The following is a 16,405-nucleotide window of genomic DNA, read 5'->3' on the forward strand; positions in this document are numbered from 1 at the left end:
GGACGCCACGAAGATACACGGCGCGGCCGAAAGGCACCCACGTCTTGCCGCAGCGGCAACATCGAGGCATTCGCGCAGTTAACGACCTCGGGCAGATACAAAAAAGGGGCTCGCCGGACGCTCCCGTGAACCCCTTGCACAGAATCAATAGAGCCGCTGCCCTCTATTCCGCCTTGCCGGTTGAATCCGTATCGCGGGACTTGTAGTGCTTGCCGACCTCGGCATCCGATCGACCACGCAAAGGCATCCGCCGCGGCATCGACTTGGATTGACTCGCGAGGCGTGCGGAGTACTCGCGTTCCTCGCGGCGGCGCTTCTCCGCCATGTACTTCTTGATATCGAATCCGGGCGTATCGGCCATCATCCTGTAGTTCGGATGCTCCGTGAGCGGGTACTTCTCATCGACGATGGGGTTGGCGCCGTTGATGAGCACGACGCATTCCGTCTTGGGGAGCTTTGCCACCTCGGCGGGATCGATGAGGGCGCGGCCGACGGTCTGGCCGCTCTTCGACCAGCTGCCCTGTCCTCCGTGGCTCTGAGAGTAGTTCTCCTGGAAGACGGTCTGCTGGCCGCAAGAATCGGAGATGAACTCGCAGGTCGAGGTCGTGCCCTTGTTGGCCTTGCCGCCACCGAGATAAAGGACGGTATCGCAGCAGCCCACGATGGAGTCGGCGGTCGCCTCGTCGTAGAGCTCGGCGAGCTGGGACTTGGCCTGCAAGATGACCGACATCGCGATGTTTCGCGAGCGCAGGACGGAGATGAAGCCCGAGATGTCGGCGGGAAGCGACAGGGAGCGGTACTCGTCGAGGATGAAGTTGACCGGGCGCGGCAGCTTGCCGTTGTATTTCTCCAAGGCCTTGTGGCACAGGACTCGCACCGTCTGGTAGACCATCATTCCGTGCAGAAAGCCCAGCGTCCTTTGGTCCGTGTCGTCGAAGATGGCGAAGATCGCGTTCTTCGAGTCGGGGTCTCCGAAGCGCTCGAGGTGCATCTGATCCTCGCCGACGACAAGCTGCTTCACTTCGGCGGCGGTGAACGGCGCCAGGCGTGCGTTGCAGGTGATCAGAATCGACTTGAGCGTCTTGCCGGCTGCGGACTGGAACTTGCGGTAGTTCTCCAAGGCGTAGTCCTCGGTGGGGTCGAACCCGCGCTTTCCGTTCTTGTGGACGTTGTCATACGGTCGCTTGTTGTCCGAATGACGGCGGAAGGCCGACGGGACGAGGTCGAAGCGCTCGCCGTCCGCGCCGGTGTAGACCGAGATCTCCTCCGGTGCGTCCGAGGGGGTCGGGTTCTGAGCTGCACGCTCCTTGACCTCGGGATTCTTCGGGTTGCGCTTGACCCGTCGCATACCGGTCTCGATTTCGTCGAAGATGAGGTCCAGCGGGCTCTTGTAGTTCTCGTTGGACTCGGATGCCTTGGCCATCGACAGCAGCTTGAGAAGGCCGCCGATGTTGTAGTCCTGGGCGGGGCAGTAGTCGCGCATGAACGCGATGAGCGCCATGTAGAGCATCTTCTCGGACTTCTCCCAAAACGGGTCTCCCGAGCTGGACTTGGGAGGCGTCGTCATGGAGATGAGAAGTCCCGCGAACGACTGGATTTCGAGGTCGGTCCTGACGTAGTGGAGCGGGTTGTAGATCAGGGAGCGGTCGGGGAAGAACGTGTTGAACGAGCGGATCTCATAGCCGTTGTTCGTGAGCATGTTGCCGACATCGAGCAGGAGGTCGCCCTTGGGGTCGGTGATGAACAGGTCGGAATTCATCTGGCACACGTTGGGCTTCACATAGTAGCGCGTCTTGCCTGCGCCCGAGCCGCCGATGACCAGCACGTTCATGTTGCCGTCGTAGTTCATCGAGAAGCCCTCGCGGCTCCAAGCGCGACCGGTGCTCTTCGAGAGAAGCAGCGCGTTCGCAAATCCTTGCGGATTTTTATCCTCGATGAAAGGCGCGAGTTCCTCGGTGGTGGCCCACCGCGCCGAACCGTGCTCCTCGCCGACTCGGGTGTTCTTCTGCCCATAGACCAGGCACACCATGGCAATTGCCCAAGGGATGCAGATTCCGAGGAGCATGCCGAGCATGCCGGCGTCGTTCGTCAACAGACGGAACGGATGGGCGGCGATGAAGCCCCACATCTCCGCAGGGGCGGCCGTGAGGCCCTCGAGCATATCCGAATAGGAGCAGGCGCAGTCGACGAACCTGTTGCCGAGGTAGGCGAAGGGGAGGGTGGCAGCCGCCGCGCCCAAAAGCGGCGCCACCTCTTTCGTGACCTTCATTAGCGGTTCACCGTCTCGAGCGAGACGTCCTTCTCGGCTTGGGCAGCGGAGCGGGATGCGACATATGCGGCCTCTTCGCCCTTGTCACTCATCAGCTCGTCGATGTTGCGTTCCTTCATGCTGACGGGCTCGTAATCGGGGTCGTCATCGATACATTCGGCATCCGAATCGAGCTTGTCGGGCGTCCCGTCCCCATCGCGGTCCTCGGCGGCATCGCGAATGCCGTCTCCGTCGGAGTCCCCGGTGCCGGGGGCATCCTGCCCATCGGCATAGGGCGTGGAGAGGTCACCGTTATGGGCATCGGGGCGAGCCTGGACGCAGTCCGCCGTGGTCTTGCTGTTGGAGATATCCTCGTGTAGCTCGGCCTTGCGGGTCTCGCGCGACAGCGCCTCGTCCGCATCGGCGGCGCTCAAATCGCCATCGGCTCGGACTGCCGGCGCGGACTCCACCGTCTTCTCGGCCAGTTCCTCCTCGGCGATAGCCTCCGTGGATTCAGGTCCGGTCTTGCCGTCTGCGGCGTTGCCGGCGGGACTCTCCTCACCGCGTGTCTCATCGACGTCATCGAGACTCGGGGCGAAGACCCCGCCATCGTCCGGGTCGCGCACATCATGATCTGGGTCTACACCCTCATCTGCACGCTCATCGGCATCTGCACGATTATCGTCTCCATGCTCGGGCTCGACCTCGGACGTCGGCATATCGACACCCATATCGCCGCCTGCCTCGTCATATCCATCAGTCCCATCTTCGATGAGCGGAGGTTCGAATTCCACGCCGATGCGGTCCTTGTAGCGCTGGCGCATGAACAGCTCGCCGCGCTCGGGTCCCATGGCTTGGATCTTCTTTCCCTCGATATCGAGGGCTTCCAAGGCGTGATCTGCATCGCCTTTGTTGACGATGACTTGGTTGCCGATATGGCGGGCGTTGATGTCGTAATCCTGCAAGATGGAGCAATAGTAGGCGGCGTTGAACGAGGATGCCTCGTTCTCGAACTCTCCGAACGTGAAACGGGTGCAGTCCCCATCGGGCAGGCTTTTGATATAGCCCTTGTCCGCTTTGCCCTTATCGAGTTTGTCGAGATTGATGATGCGGGCGGCATATCGATGGTCTCGGCTGATGTCGTAGATGGCATCTTGAATGGTGTGGGTGCGCTTCCCGTGACTGTCCTTTCCGTCTTTCGGATGGACGAGGAAGTGGCCGACGACGGTGGAGTTGGCAAATAGTTTCGGGGAGATCTGCTTCAACTCGCGAAGGGTCGCCTGCGCTTCAGCGGGAGAATCGAACCAAGTCGTCGTATAGTCTTGTTTTTTCATCCCCTTGCCGTTGTTCGATAGGCCCTTGGCCGCCGACTTGGCGTCTCGGGCTTCTGCTCGCAAGCGGTTCGACTCATTGATTTTGTTCCTGAGCATCTCCCTGCCGAACATCTCGAGTATGTTGAGCAGCTTGATTCCGGCCTCATCTGAAATTGATGGCATATCCTCTACCTCCGAAGGTCGCTGTGACCAAGCCCAATGCTCAGCCACAGCGCAGGCTACATCGGAGAGAGAAACCCCCTTCGGGTCGTGCCGCAGCGGTTAGATTCAACCGTTTCGCATCGACTCAACGGGAGTGAAGGTGCCATCTAGCGCCAAACGCCCATCGATACGGACTGGCCGTGCTCGTTTTCGGCGAGGATGCTGCCGTCGGACTTGTAGATGAGCTTCTTGACGAGGAACTTCTGGAATCCCGACCCAAACGCGACGGTGGTCACCTCCCCGGGGAGAAGCCCATGGGGTAGGGCGAGGCTTTTGACGCCGTCGGCTTCCTGCAAAGCCGCCGAGGCCCCGTCCGCACGCGATGACTCATCGGCGAGCTTCATGTTGACGCGCTCGAGTTCCTTGGCGAGTCTGCTTGAATCCCGCTCGGCCGCACGTGCGCGGCCCTCGGCATCAGTCGCGCGTGCGGTGGCTTCCATCAGCTTGGACTCCGCATCCTCGAGGTCGTCCTTCAAGTTCGAGCATACCGAAAGCTGCTGCCGCAAGGCGCCGACCTTGCCCTTGTAGCTTTCCAGGTCTTCCCGCAGAAGCTCTACGGCTCGCGCCTTGCCCTCGGCTCGGTCGGCTCGTTCGCGCTCGGACTCGACCTCCTTCTGGAGACGCTCCAACTCATCCTTGTGCGAATCGCTGACGGCACGGTTGACCTCTTCCTGCTTGGAATCGAGCGCCTCCTGAAGCTCCGCGATACGCTTTTCGTATTCCGCCGCGTCCTCTTCGAGCTTGCCCTGTGCCGCCTGCACCTGCTCGCGTAGCCGCTCCTGACCGCGCACCAGCTCTCCGATTTTCTGATCGTAGTCATGGCGCTGGCGGTGGTTCTCCTCCCGTGCCGCCTGAAGGTCCGCCTTGATCGACTCGCTGTTCGCCTGCACGGCCTCAAGGGCTGCGGCCGCATCGGCTCGTGCCTTCTGGGTCTGGGCGAGACTTTTTCCGAGGGCCTCGTTTTCCCGCGCGAGGTCGCCGATCTTGTCGGCGCTCGACTGTTCGCTGTCGCGCAGGTGGCTGGCGCCTTGCCGCTCGACCTCGAGCGAAGACTCCAGCTCCTCGATCCGGCTCGATGAATCGCCGAGCTTACCCAGCAGTTCGTCCCGCTCGGCCGAAACCGTCTCGAGCTCGGCTTTGGTCTGGGCGACGGAATCGTGCAAGGCGGCGTTGTGGTTCTCGAGCCTCTTCATCTGCTCATCCGCAGCGGCCTTGAGCTGCCAGCAGCTCTCCCGAGCTTCCTCGAGCTGCCTCTCGCGGGCCTCTGCCTGGTTTTGGAGGGTGGACATGTCGAAGGCCAGCTCGCTAGCGCGATTCTCGGCCTCCTGTGCCCGAGCGACAAGGCCGTTGACCTCATCTATCGACATCCCGCTCGTGTTCTCTAAACGGGAGCGCAGGCCGAGAACTTCCTGACGGAACTCCTCCTTCTCGCTGCGTTCGCTCTCGATTTGGTCATTGGCCTCACCGAGACGTTCCAAGAGGCCCTGCGTCTTGCTCCGCTCGCTATCAAGGAATTCGAGCGTCTCCGCATTGATGCGCTTGAGGTTCTCAATCTCATCTGCGGCTGCGGCGTTATCTGCCGCAGCCTCCACCGCCGCAGCCATCTCGGCACACTTGTGCTTGAACTCCTCGCACTTGCGCTCATGCTCTTGCTTGGTTTTCGCGAGCTCGGCCTTTACGGACGAAAGTTCGGCCAAGGCCGAATCGCGCTTATCACGAGCCTCGTCAACGAGCCGTCTGGCCTCGGCGCGAGCGGCCTTCATGCGCCGTGCGCGGTTACGTGAGCTGTGAGCCGCCTTGCAGGGGGCGTCTGCAGGCAATTGTCCCATTGCTTCTCCAATCGGATCTTAGTTTTCCGTCAACTCGTCGATATCCTTCGGCACCTCGATGCCCTTGACCGAGCACATGTAGCGAAGGGCCTCGCGTCGGTTCTTCGCGCGGGGGGCGATCATCGCCGAGTGGTAATCGCCCATGAACGTCCAGATGATGCCCGAGGTCGTCTTGTTGGCGGTGAGGCAGTACTTCCTCGCAAGCGCCTCGGCTTCATTCGCGCATTCCGAATCGTTTTCGGGCGCATCCTCGTGGCTGGTTCCCGCAGATTTTCCGCTGGCCGCTCGGACCTTCTTCAGATAGAACCTAAACCCGTCCGCGCGGCGAAGCCAGTTGAGCGGGAACATCGCGTAGCGCTTGAAGGCGGCCGAGCCGCCTTCGGAATTCTGCGTCATGAGCTCATCGAGATAGAGGTCCCACGCGTCGCATATCTCATCGGCATCGGCACCCGCGTTCATGGCATCGCGGATCGCGTCCATGGTCCTCTCGAGGAAGATGCCGTCGCAATGCTTGGGAGACGAGTCGGCGATGAAGCGGGCCGCATAGCGGACCTCGGCGCTCCAGCCGCCTTCACCGCCCGGCTCGCCGTTTCCACTCCCTTCGCAATGTCTATCTCCCTCGTTGGGATTATCAGAAGAATAAGAAAAATAATTATCATTATTATTCTTATTATTATTTATATATACATCGCGTTCAGAAGAAGACAGGTCGCTATCCTGCGGTTTTGCTGCATCTCCGCAGCTAGATGACGCTGCGGTATCTTCATCAGATTCGACGTTTGCGCAGGTCGCGCCGATACGACAACTTGGCGCATCGTTGTGACAAAATGACGCATCGTTGCGCCAAGTTGACGCATCGATGTGACAACTTGGCGCATCGTTGTGACAAAATGGCGCATCAGCCTGACCTGCGGATTGTTGAAAACTCGAGTTTTCAACAGCCGAGATGTGACAAGTTGGCGCGTCAGCCTGACCTGTGCTTTGTTGAAAGTCGAAATCGAGGATTTGCCCGCCCCGCGAGGCGGAAACGGGTATCGTCGCCTCAATCGCGGCATTGATTTTCTCCTGGACGGCGAAGTAGGAGCGCGGCGATTTCATGCCGTTCGCCTCCCTGCCGGTACGGTACAGCTCGGTGTAGCCGATGAGGCCCGCCTTGCAGAGGCTGTCGAGCGCACGCTGGACGGAGCGGCGCGAGATATACAGATCGAGGGCGAGCTGGTCCTGCGTGACGTAGTAGCCGTATGCCGAATGATGGCTCATCGAGTAGATCTTGGCGTAGACCGACAGCTCGGCGCTGGATGCCTTGAGACCCAGCCCGGCCGGGTCCACCATCCAGTCGAATACGGTATAGAAGTTGCGGTCGAGCGCGTTATCAGGACATCTTGTCGTAGGCACCGTCGTCGACCTCGCTTTCGCTTGACCCGTCAGCCAGCTTTGCATCCTCGGTGCCGCTGTCGGCATCGGCGAGAACCGATTCCACGGCATCGTAATCGCACTTGAAGCTCATCGACAGGCCGTCCTCGTCCATGACGGCGCAGACGAGTCCCTTGGCAGCAAGCTCGTTGAGCGTCTTGAAGACTCGCGCGATGCCGTGCTCGGCCGCCCTGCGACTGCGGGCTGGGGCAGGGCAACCCTCATCGAGGGCCTGCGCGATATATTTCGAGGTGATGCGCTCACGGGCGGGGTCGTCGGTGCAGTCGCGCTCGAAGATGAGCGCGAAGACGATTGCCTTGGCGTTGTTGAGGCCGAGACGGCTCATCCAGCCGTACTGCTTCCAGTAGGTCTCTTGCTCCAGACGGTTGTTGCTACGATTGTTGTACGCGAAATCCATGATAGTCCTCCTATTTTGCTATCGACATGACTCTGCTCCGGCTGTTTCGGCCGGAAGGCGTTTCGATAGGAGAGGGAGAGCTGGGTGACTGCTCGCCGACACATGCGACCCAAGTGCTCGGCTCGTTCTCGCCGACATGGGTGCGCTCGATGTAGCCGCGTTCGGACAGATCGCTCAGAACACGCCTGACGGTCGTGACCGATGTGTTGCTGAGGAACGCGAGCTTAGGTTTTGAGACGCTGAGGCCCTTTTCGCCCGCTTCGCAGACCAGGGCGAAGATGATGAGCTCGTTTCCCGATAAATCGAGATCGCGCATCATCCACGGGTCGATGGTGAAACTCATTTGAGATCACCTGCCAAAGTGCACGTGCATGGCGAAAAGACCCCGAAGGGCTTGATACCCTCGGGGTCGATAGCTAACAGATTGCACGGATAGGCGGCAGCGTTCACAGCTGCACGCCCAGCAGGGCGGGTCATGCAGTTCATCTCCTATCGTCCGGCTTGGGGAACCGGTATGCTTTGATTTTGTGGCGCTATGCCGAGCTTGTCAACTAGGCATTTTTGAGAAGGGTCTTGAGTAGCAGCTTGCCGAGCTGGGCTTCTCCGATCTGGTCGATCAGTGCTTCGTCCACCTCAACTTCGTCGTTTTTCATAAGAGCCGCACTATCGGGCGCACCTGCGCCCAGAAGGGTCTCGCCTCCGAAGATATCCACGCCGTATTTTTTGAAGAGCGGGGCGTACTGCTCTTTGATTTTCTCCCTCGCAAGGCAGCGCTCGCTCACGCTCTTGTAGAGAGCCTCGTAGCTGATCCCCGCGAGCTTGAAGATATAATCGCGGTTGAAGGTGAAGCGGTTTTGGAGGCGTTGGTACTCGACGGTATCGGCGCGACACATTGATTGGAGCTTCGAGCGGCTGCAACCGAGGACTTTGGCGGCCTGGTCGGAGTTGAGAACGAGCGGGAGCTGCAAGAGCTCCTCATCGCTGAAGGATGCGGACTTGGCGCTCTTTTTGACTGCGGTATTCATCACGCTACATCTCCTCCGCGACAGACGCGAAGGATGGATTTGCCATGCGCTGCATCTGCTCCTCGACGGCAGAGTCGAACGCGTCCAAAAGACGGGCGGCGCCTTCCGCGGGCAGCATCGCCCTCACAAACACGAATTCACTAGCGGTCGGCTCGCGAAGGAAGTTGCACTGACAGTCGAGAAGCTCGGCCCCGCCGACCGATTCATTGATAGCCGTGGCGAACAATTTCGTGTCCTCGACGTAATCCAAGAGGATTTTGGATGCGGACTCCAGTACAGGGTTTGCGGTCATCATGTCTCCGTAACTAACGAACTACTTGGGGCATAGTTGACGAATATGGAATGGTGTTCCTCATTCGTAGCTACGAGCGAGATATTAACCCTTTTTTCTATTCTGGGCAATATAATTTGGAATCGTAATTTACATACGTGGAAATTACCTATTTGCGCGATTTATATCTACATACGCGAAAATGACTTCCAAATCATGTATTCTGTAGCCGGGTAGTAACCTGATCTACAGATAGGGGAGACCATGACCTTCAAGGAGATTCTTGAGAAGTACGGTATCACGGCATCGGAACTCAGCCGCAGGTGCGGGGTTTCGACTTCAACCTTGAGCACCTTCGTGAACGGCAGGTCGAAATGCCAGAACATGCAGATCTCCACGTTTCTGAGGATATGCAAGGGCTTGGACATTCCGTTTGAGACATTTGTGGAAGACCTGTTCGATGGTGAGGAGGAGAACCCAGGAAAGAAGGCGCTTCTCTCGGGCGACGAGGAATCCCTCGTGAGCGATTTCAGGGGCTTCAACGCGCAGGCGAAATCCTGCCTCATGCGCGTATCGAGCGCCATGAAATTGGATCCCACCAACATGCAGAGAAATCACGAGGTGCAGGTCGAGAAGATAGAGCCTGATGACGTGGAAACAAATCCGGATGGCGCAGGGGAAGCCGATTAGCTCGCCAGGCGGCACCGGCGCTTTTCAAGCTACAGCTACCGAGCTACATATGTAGCCATGTAGCTGCATAGCCGCCTACATGACGCTATACAGACATATCGAGAAAGATAGGAGTTCGATACCATGGCTGGGAAAAAGCCCACCGCGGCTCCGAAAAAGCAGGTAGCGGGCAAGGACCGCCCCTACTCTAAACTGGAGTCGCTCATCAAGGGATCCGGATACTCAAACAGCCAGGCGGCAAACCTTGCCGGCATTCCGGTGAGCACGTTGACGACGATTATCCGCCCTGAAACCGACTTGGGAACGGTCCGCGTCTCTAACTTGCTCGCCCTTTGCCGGGTCTTGAACATAACCATAGAGCAGCTCTTCGACACCGAGATGCCGGTAGCCGACGACACCGATGCCCCTGTCGGGCAGAGGCTTGAGTTGGTCACGCTGTTCAATCGCCTCAATACCGAGACCCGCGGCGAGCTGATTGGCATAATGAGGAGCCTTGCGAAAGACCCGAACCGCCTGATGGTCTGGCCGAGCGAACGCGACTGACCGATTTTACAGGTAGCCGTGTAGCTCGATACTCAACTACACGGCTACAGAGCTACACGCCTACCTAGCTGCCTGAATACCCGTGCTACTTCAGGCAGACGACATACCACTTGCCGCCGTCGGCGATAATCGACCTGCGGTGCGTCCTGTTCCCGCGACCGATGACATAGACATCGCGGACATACGCGAACCTGCCCGTGGTACGGGACGGGCACATGAGCGGCGCACCGCTACTCGAGATGGCAAACCTTCGCCCATCGGGCCAGATGATGCATGTCGGGTTGCCGCCCGCATCCTTCTCAACCGACACCTCCACGAGATTCAACTGATCTCCAACCATTCGCCCTCCACAAGACAGACATCGCCATACGCCCGCGAAGCCGCGGGCTTTATTGATTAAGCGTCCCACGCGGCTACCGTCCACATGGGGCGCTTGCCGCAGCGGCATGCTCAACGCTCATGTCAAGCCACGGCGATGGCGCTCGCTCGGCCTTTTCCTTCCATCGCTATGCATCAAAGCCGGCTACACAGCTACACGGCTACAGCCAAGCCGATTCCGCTGCTAGACGGCGCTTTACGAGGCAATCCCACGCAACCTTGACCGCCACCTGCTGCCGCTGCGGCAACAGGTGAATGGCAATGCATGGATTGGCGTATTTTCACGGGGCTAGCAAAACCTCCGAATGGAAGGAGACCTCGATATGCGCAAACGCGAGGCAAAGAACAAGAAGACGATTTTGAAGCCGGCGGTGACCATGGCCGTGACTGCAGGCCTCATGCTGTCCCCGGTCATGCAGACCATGGCATTTGCCCAGACGGCATCCGCAGACGGCGATCAGCTAACCACCCAGACCGACATCCAGAAGGTCACCGAGCAAGCCGTAAAGGATGCCAAGGCGACCATGGATCTCGCCAAGGGCAAGCTGGACGAGGCAAACGAGCAGCTCGATACCGCGAAGGCCGCCATGAATGCCGCACAGTCGGCACAAGCCGACGCCCAGACCGCATACGATCAGGCAACCGCCGACGCTGAGGCAGGTGAGGCCGATGTACAGGCCGCGTCCGATGCCAAGGCTGCAGCCGACCAGAAGCTGACCGAGGCCAAGGCCGCATATGATGTCGCCGCCGCAAAGCGAGCCGACGCTGCAAAGGCTGCCGAGCAGGCTGCTGCAGCCTACGAGGCCGCAAAGGCGGGACGCGCAGGCGCGTTCGAGAAGATCGAGACCACCAAGCAGGTATGGACCGACGCCAAGGCAGCGGTCCATACCGCGAAGAAGGCCGTCGAGAAGGCCCAGCAGGGCGTCGACGAGGCCGAGGCTAAGGTTGCCGACCTCGAGCAGCAGGTATCCGATGCCCAGGCGGCCGAGGATGCCGCCCACAGTCAGCTCGATGCCCTCCAGTCCGAACTCGACCAGGCAAACGCCGAGCTTGCAGACGCCCAGAAGACGTTCGATGAGAAGCAGGCCGAGTTGGATGCGGCGCAGGCCGACATGGAGGCCAAGAAGGCCGATTGGTACGGCAAGGTCCACGCCTATCTCGATGCCTTCGGCAAGTGGGGCGATGCCGCTATCCAGAAGCTGACCCAGGCTAAGGATACCGCCCAGTCCAAGGCGGCAGATGCCCAAACCGCCCTCGACCAGGCGAACGTCAAGCTCGAGGCGGCCAAGCAGGCCGTCGCCAACGAGCAGACCCGTCTCGATGCCGCAAATGCCACCGTTCCCCAGGCAGAGCAGAACATCCAAGACGCGAAGGCCGCTCTCGCTGCAGCCCAGGACGAGTACGACCTCATCAAGTCCATCGCGGACTCCCTGCCCCAGTATCGCCAGAACCTCGATAATGCTCAGCAGAAGCTCGAGCAGGAGCAGACCGCCTATACCGCAGCCGCAAATGCCTACTACCAGGCTCAGGTCGCAGGCACCGCGACCGAGGAAGAGCTGACCTCCCTCATGGATGCGGTCAACGCCGCCCGTGACACCTTCCAGCAGGCACAGGACATCTACAACGACATCAAGGTCGCTGTTGACGAGCGTGAGGCCCAAGCCGCCACGCTCGGTGATAAGCAGGCCGCGGTCGATGTTGCCCAAAAGGCAGTCGATGCCGCGCAGGCCTCCTACGATGACATCGTGAACAACTACATCCCGACCTGCGAGGCACAGCTCAAGACCGCCAAGGATGATCAGGCGGCCGCACAGCAGGCCGTCGCGGCCGCGACCGACGCCAAGGCCGCAGCCGACAAGGCCGCCAAGGATGCGTCCGATGCGCTGGATGATGCCCTGAACCATGCCGGCAATCTCGAGCAGCTGAATCAGGCTCAGCTCGAGGCGAACAAGGTCTTTGCCGATGCTTCCTCCAAGTATCAGGGCTTGAAGCCTGGCGTTGAGGATGCCGCCGGCGTCCGCGACCAGGCGAAGGCTACCGCAGACGAGAAGCAGGCCGCCTACGACCAGGGCGCGGATGAATTCGATGCCGCGCATGACAAGACCGCTCAGCTCCAAGGTCAGCTTTCCGATGCCAAGACCGCCTTGGTCGAGGCTCAGAAGTCCCTCGAGGATGCCGTAGCCGTGATTGACGTGAAGAAGGGCGAGCGTGCCGCCGCGAAGGCCGCCTACGAAAAGGCCTTGGGTGACTACGAGGATGCGGTCACCGCCGAGCAGAAGGCGCTGGATGCCAAGGAGGCCGCCGATGCCGACCTGGCTGCGGCCCAACTCGCATATGACGAGGCTGAGACTGCCTACCAGAAGGCCGCCGTGGCTGCCGCTACCGCTGCCGCAGGCAAGGACGAGGCGGAGCAGAAGCTCGCCGAGCTCAAGGCCGCTGCCGACAAGGCCAATGGCACGTTGATCGAGGCAACCGCCGTCGTCAAGCTCGCTCAGGGCGATGTCGACACCGCTTCCGCCGCCGTGGATGAGGCTCAGGCCTACTACACCGCAGCCGCCCAGGACTACAAGAACCTCTCTGATGCCTACGAGGCTTCCAAGACCGAGAATGGCAACGGCACCATCGCCGGCGGTAACACCGAGACCGGCACCGAGGACGGTAACGCCAACGGTGCCGGTGGAGCCGGAACCGACCAGGCTGCGGGTGCGAACGGCAAACAGGCCCAGGGTGAGCAGGCTCAGGCCGCTGCCGCTTCCGACCAGAAGGCCCTGCCCCAGACGGGCGACTCCACCGCGCTCGAGGTGAGCGTCATCTCCGGCATGGGCGCAGCCGCGATTGCCGCAGCGGGCATCGCACGCCGCCGTGGTCTCCATGCTGCACTCTAGATCCTAGCGGTCTAGACCCAAAGCCCTTTCCCCTCGAGAGGAGGAGCCGCCGAAATGGTGGCTCCTCTTTTTTGCTTCACTGCGTAGCTGCACGTCTACCGAGCTATCTTGTTACACGACTACGGAACTACAGAACTATTCGGCTACACCGCTGCCAAATGATTACATTCGAAGAGACTCCCTCATATCAGATGATTACTTTTCTTATTCTTCTTATTCTTTTCCTCATTCATCTGGACAATCGTTTGGCAAGCTCGTCTATGCGTCTATGCGTCTACAGAGCTACCGAGCTACATAACTACACGCCTACTGAACTGCGTGTTCACACGCAGACTGTTGGCAAGAAAAGAGCGCCCCGGAAGGCGCTCTTTGAATTCAGCTTGAGTTCCGTTGAGATGCCTAATGCTCATCGACCGCCGCGATACGCCTGCCAATCCATCTCATGACGGGAACCGCCATGGAATTGCCGATGGCCTTGTAGCGCGGCCCATCGGGACATTCCTCGGCGGGCTTGCCCTTCCATCCGATAAGCGTATGCCCATCGGGGAAACCCTGGAGGCGTTCGCACTCGAGCGGGGTGAGACGACGCACGAGCATGGGATTAGCCCCAACATACTCATCAGCGACCTCCGAGGCAACCATCGCGCCATCGCCACCGCATTTGAGAGTCGGGCAGACATTGCGGCAGATAGCCGTATGCGCATTGAGGTCGCCCATGGCGATAGGGTCGCTCCCGCTGCCGGATGCGACCATGTGCGGATGGTTCGCAAGCAGCGTGAAGGCGGGGTCGCCGTCCGCACCGATTCCAAGACCCGTTCCGCGCCCGAGCTTCTTGTCACGGGTTGCGACTTGCTCATTGATGGGATAGGTGCCGCCCGTGCATACGAAAGTGGTCTGCTTCATGCCGGGTCTGGCGGCAAGCGCCCCGCTGAGGGTTCCGTCGCCGACGATGCGCACCTCGTTGCGCACGTTCTGCGCAAATCCGAATGGCGGCAGGGAGCTGTTTTCGCGAGCCCAGACGGCGGGACCGGATGAGGTATCGAGGGTCGGGAAGACATCGGACATGCCGACCCCCAAGCCGTTGCTGCTCGAGTGGGCGGTCTCGCAGACATATGTCTGAATATTCGTGCCGTCCACCACAACGGGGGCATCGTCCTTGCCCATATGCGCGGTAAGGCATCCCGTGATTTCATCGCTGATATGGCAGTGTGCCTGCGTGCCCGTCATGCAGACAATGTTTTGGCCCCTATCAGCGCACGGTGACGAATCGCCTCGGGCCGTAAGGCATCCTGCGACCTCCGTGCCGTACTGTGACATCGCCATATAATGTTGACCGGTGCCACCCAGAGGCAAGACTGCCGGTGCGTGCCAATCAGCCGTGAGCGTGTTCGCCTGTTCCTCCGCATAGCCTATTGTGTTGGCGCGGGGCGCAGCGCTGTACTTGAAGCCTGCGCACGCAGCGCTGCGTCCAGCTCGGCGGGCAAGCTCCTTCCTCTTTTCACGGCTCGATTGAGGATTCCCTGACAGGCAGTCGGGCTCAAAGAGAACCTCTGCGGGGGATTCGGCTCCAAGATGTCCGACAAGAAACAGACGGCGGCGTCGCTGGGCCACTCCGAAGAATTGCGCGTCCAGAACTCGCCATGCGAGACTATACCCGAGTTCATCCATTTCCCTGAGCAGCTGTCCGAAAGCCCCCCCATCTTCGCTCGTGAGCGCTCCTGGGACGTTTTCCCATAGAAACCAGCGAGGACGAAGTTCCTGTACGCATCGAATGTACTCGAACATAAGGCCGGACGCGCCTTTGAGGCCTTCGCGCTTACCCGCCACCGAGAACGATTGACACGGGGATCCGCCAACAACAAGGTCGATAGCTCCATCGATTTCTTCCTTCCAGTCGATTTTTGTGATGTCTCCCAGATTGGGAATGTCTGGCCATCTCTCGGCCAGCACGGCGCACGGGAACGGCTCGATTTCCGAGAATGCCACCGGCTCCCAGCCTAGCGGCTCCCAGGCGAGCGTCGCCGCCTCGACGCCGGAAAAGATGCTTACATAGCGAAAGCCCAAGGGGTCCTCCTGACCGCGAACCTACAACGGTTCCCAGTCTCCGGCACCCCGAAAAAACCGAAGGAGTCTTGCCGCTGCGGCAATCTCCCAGCTAGATAGCCGTCTACCGACCCATATCAAAGTGAGGTTTTCGCCCTATGCGGCTACATACCTACCGAGCTACACAACTACATACCTACCGAGCTACACAAATAAATAGAAAGCCCGCAGCTCGATATCTACTTCGTCCGATAAAGTAGATCTTGACTTATATGTACCGAATATGTATCATGTCAGTATGATTAAGAATGGATACATAGAATTCGAGTGGGACGAGCGCAAAGCCGCCGTCAACGTGAAGAAGCACGGAGTGAGCTTCGAATCGGCGGCCGATGCGTTCTCGGACCCATACGCCCGCGTTGTGCCAGATGCCAGGCATTCAGACTACGAGGAGAGGTTCTTCCTGATAGGGATGGACTTGGAATCGCGGGTGCTGACGGTCTGCCACTGCGAGAGACACGGCGGCTCGACCATCAGGATAATCTCGGCGAGAAAATCGACGAGGACAGAGGAACGGCAGTATTGGAGGTATCGAAATGAATGGTAAGGACGAGATTATGGAGATGCCTGCTGAGGTCGACTTCTCCGAGAGCGTTCCGAATCCCTACATTGGCAAGGTCCGCCGCCGCGTCACCATGAATATCGACGGCGAGAACATCGACTACTTCAAGGCGGAAGCCGCCCGTACGGGCGTGCCGTACCAGGTCATTATCAACATGTTTCTCACCGAGTGTCGCGAACAGGGAAAGCATCTTGCATTCTCCTAGCGTACTGGTTAGTGAGTGGTGCGAGGTGAGAAAGTAATGGTCTTAAGGGTCGTGCTGCAAGCGCGGCCCTTTTTCATGTCATTCTTCGGTGCCCGTTGCTATCGCAGATCCGCTCAGACCACGGATCCAACTGCACCATACGCCTATCGAATTACGCAACTACCGAGCTACATGACTACAAAGCTACACAGCTACGCCGTCCCACATAAAGCTCCTAACTAAGCTCTTAGCAAAACAAGCGGGACGTCCCAACAGACGTCCCGAGAGCAAGGCGGCTTGTTATTATTCTTCTCCTTATTA

Annotated in this window: 15 protein-coding genes and 1 pseudogene; 5 read left to right on the forward strand and 11 right to left on the reverse strand. The window is 59.5% G+C overall.

Annotation, left to right across the window (positions count from 1 at the left end; all coding sequences use genetic code 11):
- Positions 1-163: 163 nt before the first annotated feature.
- The 8 genes from DW754_RS06380 to DW754_RS06415 all read right to left on the reverse strand — a co-directional run bounded on the left by DW754_RS06380 (position 164) and on the right by DW754_RS06415 (position 8,760).
- On the reverse strand, positions 164-2,269 hold the full coding sequence (locus DW754_RS06380; RefSeq protein ID WP_117758864.1) for a type IV secretory system conjugative DNA transfer family protein: 2,106 nt from the start codon (positions 2,267-2,269) through the stop codon (positions 164-166).
- The gene (locus tag DW754_RS06385; protein WP_117758865.1) at positions 2,269-3,744 is read right to left on the reverse strand and encodes a hypothetical protein; all 1,476 of its coding nucleotides are present in this window, start codon (positions 3,742-3,744) and stop codon (positions 2,269-2,271) included. The genes DW754_RS06380 and DW754_RS06385 overlap by 1 nt, the downstream gene beginning before the upstream one ends.
- Before the next feature lie 146 nt (positions 3,745-3,890).
- On the reverse strand, positions 3,891-5,612 hold the full coding sequence (locus DW754_RS06390; RefSeq protein ID WP_147336381.1) for a hypothetical protein: 1,722 nt from the start codon (positions 5,610-5,612) through the stop codon (positions 3,891-3,893).
- Between the two features lie 18 nt (positions 5,613-5,630).
- Entirely contained in the window at positions 5,631-7,007 is a 1,377-nt protein-coding gene (locus DW754_RS06395; RefSeq protein WP_118072006.1) for a hypothetical protein, read from the reverse strand.
- A complete protein-coding gene (locus DW754_RS06400; RefSeq protein WP_117758868.1) occupies positions 6,985-7,443 on the reverse strand; it encodes a hypothetical protein in 459 nt (152 codons plus the stop codon). Before DW754_RS06400 ends, DW754_RS06395 begins: the two co-directional genes overlap by 23 nt.
- Positions 7,444-7,453: 10 nt before the next feature.
- Positions 7,454-7,786, reverse strand: coding sequence for a MarR family winged helix-turn-helix transcriptional regulator (locus DW754_RS06405; protein WP_117758869.1), 333 nt, complete (start codon positions 7,784-7,786; stop codon positions 7,454-7,456).
- A gap of 208 nt (positions 7,787-7,994) precedes the next feature.
- The gene (locus DW754_RS06410) at positions 7,995-8,471 is read right to left on the reverse strand and encodes a hypothetical protein (protein ID WP_117758870.1); all 477 of its coding nucleotides are present in this window, start codon (positions 8,469-8,471) and stop codon (positions 7,995-7,997) included.
- A gap of 1 nt (position 8,472) precedes the next feature.
- Positions 8,473-8,760, reverse strand: a complete 288-nt coding sequence (locus DW754_RS06415) for a hypothetical protein (protein WP_117758871.1) — start codon at positions 8,758-8,760, stop codon at positions 8,473-8,475.
- A 243-nt stretch (positions 8,761-9,003) separates the two neighbouring features.
- On the opposite strand from DW754_RS06415, the gene DW754_RS06420 reads away from it, so the two are divergent.
- On the forward strand, positions 9,004-9,429 hold the full coding sequence (locus DW754_RS06420; protein ID WP_117758872.1) for a helix-turn-helix transcriptional regulator: 426 nt from the start codon (positions 9,004-9,006) through the stop codon (positions 9,427-9,429).
- 123 nt (positions 9,430-9,552) lie between these two features.
- A complete protein-coding gene (locus tag DW754_RS06425) occupies positions 9,553-9,972 on the forward strand; it encodes a helix-turn-helix transcriptional regulator (RefSeq protein ID WP_117758873.1) in 420 nt (139 codons plus the stop codon).
- Positions 9,973-10,057: 85 nt separating this feature from the next.
- On the opposite strand, the gene DW754_RS06430 is transcribed toward DW754_RS06425, so the two are convergent.
- Complete coding sequence (locus tag DW754_RS06430; protein ID WP_117758874.1) at positions 10,058-10,312, reverse strand: hypothetical protein; 255 nt, start codon at positions 10,310-10,312, stop codon at positions 10,058-10,060.
- Positions 10,313-10,673: 361 nt separating this feature from the next.
- Between DW754_RS06430 and DW754_RS06435 the strand changes: the two genes are divergently transcribed.
- A complete protein-coding gene (locus DW754_RS06435; protein ID WP_117758875.1) occupies positions 10,674-13,235 on the forward strand; it encodes a hypothetical protein in 2,562 nt (853 codons plus the stop codon).
- A 399-nt stretch (positions 13,236-13,634) separates the two neighbouring features.
- Here the strand turns inward: DW754_RS06435 and DW754_RS11160 are convergent, their stop codons facing one another.
- Together DW754_RS11160 and DW754_RS11275 are read right to left on the reverse strand one after the other, a co-directional pair.
- The gene (locus tag DW754_RS11160; protein WP_233512206.1) at positions 13,635-14,462 is read right to left on the reverse strand and encodes a DNA cytosine methyltransferase; all 828 of its coding nucleotides are present in this window, start codon (positions 14,460-14,462) and stop codon (positions 13,635-13,637) included.
- 339 nt (positions 14,463-14,801) lie between these two features.
- Positions 14,802-15,299 (reverse strand): annotated as a pseudogene (locus DW754_RS11275) (DNA cytosine methyltransferase); the annotation flags it as partial.
- A 277-nt stretch (positions 15,300-15,576) separates the two neighbouring features.
- Here DW754_RS11275 and DW754_RS06455 point away from each other — a divergent pair.
- On the forward strand, positions 15,577-15,885 hold the full coding sequence (locus DW754_RS06455; protein ID WP_117758891.1) for a BrnT family toxin: 309 nt from the start codon (positions 15,577-15,579) through the stop codon (positions 15,883-15,885).
- Complete coding sequence (locus tag DW754_RS06460; protein ID WP_199411453.1) at positions 15,875-16,105, forward strand: hypothetical protein; 231 nt, start codon at positions 15,875-15,877, stop codon at positions 16,103-16,105. Before DW754_RS06455 ends, DW754_RS06460 begins: the two co-directional genes overlap by 11 nt.
- Positions 16,106-16,405: the final 300 nt, after the last annotated feature.

Source organism: Collinsella sp. AM29-10AC (assembly GCF_003469085.1).
Taxonomy (GTDB): domain Bacteria; phylum Actinomycetota; class Coriobacteriia; order Coriobacteriales; family Coriobacteriaceae; genus Collinsella.

What these genes read in the sequence shown, in the direction of transcription:
- DW754_RS06420 (WP_117758872.1), top strand. Translation starts at nt 9,004, where the DNA reads ATGACCTTCAAGGAGATTCTTGAGAAGTACGGTATCACGGCATCGGAA.
- DW754_RS06415 (WP_117758871.1), bottom strand. Translation starts at nt 8,760, where the DNA reads ATGACCGCAAACCCTGTACTGGAGTCCGCATCCAAAATCCTCTTGGAT.
- DW754_RS06435 (WP_117758875.1), top strand. Translation starts at nt 10,674, where the DNA reads ATGCGCAAACGCGAGGCAAAGAACAAGAAGACGATTTTGAAGCCGGCG.
- DW754_RS06425 (WP_117758873.1), top strand. Translation starts at nt 9,553, where the DNA reads ATGGCTGGGAAAAAGCCCACCGCGGCTCCGAAAAAGCAGGTAGCGGGC.
- DW754_RS11160 (WP_233512206.1), bottom strand. Translation starts at nt 14,462, where the DNA reads ATGACGGGCACGCAGGCACACTGCCATATCAGCGATGAAATCACGGGA.
- DW754_RS06380 (WP_117758864.1), bottom strand. Translation starts at nt 2,269, where the DNA reads ATGAAGGTCACGAAAGAGGTGGCGCCGCTTTTGGGCGCGGCGGCTGCC.
- DW754_RS06400 (WP_117758868.1), bottom strand. Translation starts at nt 7,443, where the DNA reads ATGGATTTCGCGTACAACAATCGTAGCAACAACCGTCTGGAGCAAGAG.
- DW754_RS06390 (WP_147336381.1), bottom strand. Translation starts at nt 5,612, where the DNA reads ATGGGACAATTGCCTGCAGACGCCCCCTGCAAGGCGGCTCACAGCTCA.
- DW754_RS06460 (WP_199411453.1), top strand. Translation starts at nt 15,875, where the DNA reads ATGAATGGTAAGGACGAGATTATGGAGATGCCTGCTGAGGTCGACTTC.
- DW754_RS06430 (WP_117758874.1), bottom strand. Translation starts at nt 10,312, where the DNA reads ATGGTTGGAGATCAGTTGAATCTCGTGGAGGTGTCGGTTGAGAAGGAT.
- DW754_RS06385 (WP_117758865.1), bottom strand. Translation starts at nt 3,744, where the DNA reads ATGCCATCAATTTCAGATGAGGCCGGAATCAAGCTGCTCAACATACTC.
- DW754_RS06405 (WP_117758869.1), bottom strand. Translation starts at nt 7,786, where the DNA reads ATGAGTTTCACCATCGACCCGTGGATGATGCGCGATCTCGATTTATCG.
- DW754_RS06455 (WP_117758891.1), top strand. Translation starts at nt 15,577, where the DNA reads ATGATTAAGAATGGATACATAGAATTCGAGTGGGACGAGCGCAAAGCC.